The 2,173-nt window shown below is 46.2% G+C and carries 3 protein-coding genes; all 3 read right to left on the bottom strand.

The genetic code is table 11. The features are described 5' to 3' along the window. Nucleotides 1–749: ATP-grasp domain-containing protein (locus tag ABW391_RS29330; RefSeq protein WP_353485459.1), on the bottom strand; the 749-nt coding region annotated here is incomplete at its 3' end. A gap of 46 nt (nucleotides 750–795) precedes the next feature. After that, entirely contained in the window at nucleotides 796–1,530 is a 735-nt protein-coding gene (locus ABW391_RS29335) for an NRDE family protein (protein WP_353485460.1), read from the bottom strand. Nucleotides 1,531–1,564: 34 nt separating this feature from the next. Further along, nucleotides 1,565–2,173, bottom strand: a 609-nt coding sequence (locus ABW391_RS29340; protein ID WP_353485461.1) for an iodotyrosine deiodinase, incomplete at its 5' end; no start/stop codon positions are given.

Raw genomic sequence — 2,173 nt, forward strand, 5'->3', positions numbered from 1 at the left:
CGCAGCATTTCCAGGCTTTCACATTTCAGGTCAAATCTGCCGTAGCTGAATCCTTTGATTTGAGCAGCAATGTGGTCAAAAGCTTGTTCCAACTCGGCATCGATGTGCCGGTTGCCATTGATGAATTGAGTGCCTTTGGAATGGTTGCCAATCACCCCAAGGTTAATCCTTTCGCCAGAAGCGGGTATGTTTTTAAACGTTTGCCAATGGGTTTCTTGAAGCCGCTCCAATTGCAGCAAAGCCCGAGGCGTGTTTTCAATCAATTCTAAAACGTTGGATTTTCCATCCCCAATTACGTGCAAAAAATCCTTCAAGGTAATCGACGTGATCTTGCCTTTTTTTTCATTGGGCAACCGATAATACAACAAACCAATTTCTTCAGGGTAATCCAGATATTCCTGAATGATGAAATCAATGCTGTATTGGCTTAAATACGCCCGCAACTGATCTGGGTTGTCCAATTTTTTGACCAATAGTCCTCGGTAACCAATGTCGGGTTTGGCAATGAGTGGAAAATCGATGCCCGCGTGGTGGATGTCGGCCAAAGTCAGCGCCAAATCTCTTCCGCGTGGTGCCAGCACCGATTTGGGGCACATCTCTTGGGGGATGTTTTGTAGGGTGGCAAATTTTGACTCCAAGCCAAGGCCACCCGCCATTATGCCTGGATTGGCCGCAGTAAAAAAGCAGGCATGCCGCGAACGCAAAGCCAGCAATGGCCCATAAATGAACATGGGCCAATAGAAAGCCAACGTAGGCCAATATTCCCAATTCAAAAGCTTAATCCAAAAAGGACTTTTATTGATTAGACTCCACCTCTTCACGCGTTAAATCCATTTGTGCCATTTGTTCATTGGCGGTGAGCAAATCGTAGTACCTAAAGTTAAAATTGGATTCCGTTTTTTCAATGGAAGTTATACTTACGGTACGTACAATATCGCTTCGATTCATGACGACATCATTCCATGCGTCTCCATCTCCGGCATGCAGGTGAAAATCGAGCATAACATTTGGCGTAAATTCATCAACACCTTCCAGCCAAGTCGAAAACCATTGTTCTCGCCGGTACCTAACATCGGCGGGGTACAGGGTGGCCGAAGACCAAATATGTGTTCCTCTGGGATCTAGAGGTCGGATGTATTTTTCGTGACCGTCCCAACGCAATTCCCACAATGCTCCCTGATCATAAATAATCAAGGTGAAAGGTTCGATGCCCTTAAAGACGTATTGCTGAAAAAAGCCTTGTGCGGATGGATATCCAAAACTATCCAATACCATGATTCCCCGACTCATTCGGTAAGGAGTTTGTCGATCATGTGCTTCAAAAGCGCCATTGAGCAAACACACCATGCGTTGATTCGTGGCTACCGCAATCCAGGTGCCGCCTGCTGCGGGGTCTTGTGGGAAAATCAAGCGTTTGCCTTCTTTTTCATCGACGATCAAACGCGTTGCGCCTCGCGACGGTGCTTCATCGCGATTAGAAGTAAGTATAAATTGCCCTGGAGCGGGCGAAACATAGGTGACTGTGCACATATTGAAAGTTGAATTGAGATCGTTTTTTTTGCGGTCAATAAACCACCATTATTTCATCAAGGCTTTTCCGTCGCAAATCCGGTACCATTGCTCCCTCCGCAGGATAACCAACGGGCACCAATAAGAAAGGTCTTTCATTTTCCGGACGTTGCAAAATATGTTGTAAAAAATTCATTGGACTAGGAGTATGGGTGAGTGCGATCAGTCCTGCCTGATGTATCGCAGCAAGCAGTATTCCGCAGGCAATACCCACTGATTCCTGTACGTAGTAATTTTTTCGATGGCTGCCGTCAGGCAACAGATCGTATGCCTTGCGAAAGACCACAATCAAATAGGGTGCTATGTCTAAAAAAGGTTTGTGCCAATCGGTACCAAAGGGCTGCAAATCCTCTAGCCACTCCGGACTCATGCGACTATTGTAGCTTTCAAACTCCTCTTTTTCAGCAGCTTGTCTGATTTTAGCTTTGATTTGAGGGTCACTAACCACTACAAAAGTCCAGGGTTGTTTGTGGGCTCCCGAAGGCGCAGTGGAAGCGGTACGAACTATATTTTCAATCACTTCAAAGGGTACGGGGCGGTCGGAAAATTCGCGAACGCTGCGTCGTTGATCCATGAATTGATAAAACCATGCACTCTTGGCCAG

It is taken from the genome of Haliscomenobacter sp. (assembly GCF_040403615.1).
Classification (GTDB): domain Bacteria; phylum Bacteroidota; class Bacteroidia; order Chitinophagales; family Saprospiraceae; genus Haliscomenobacter.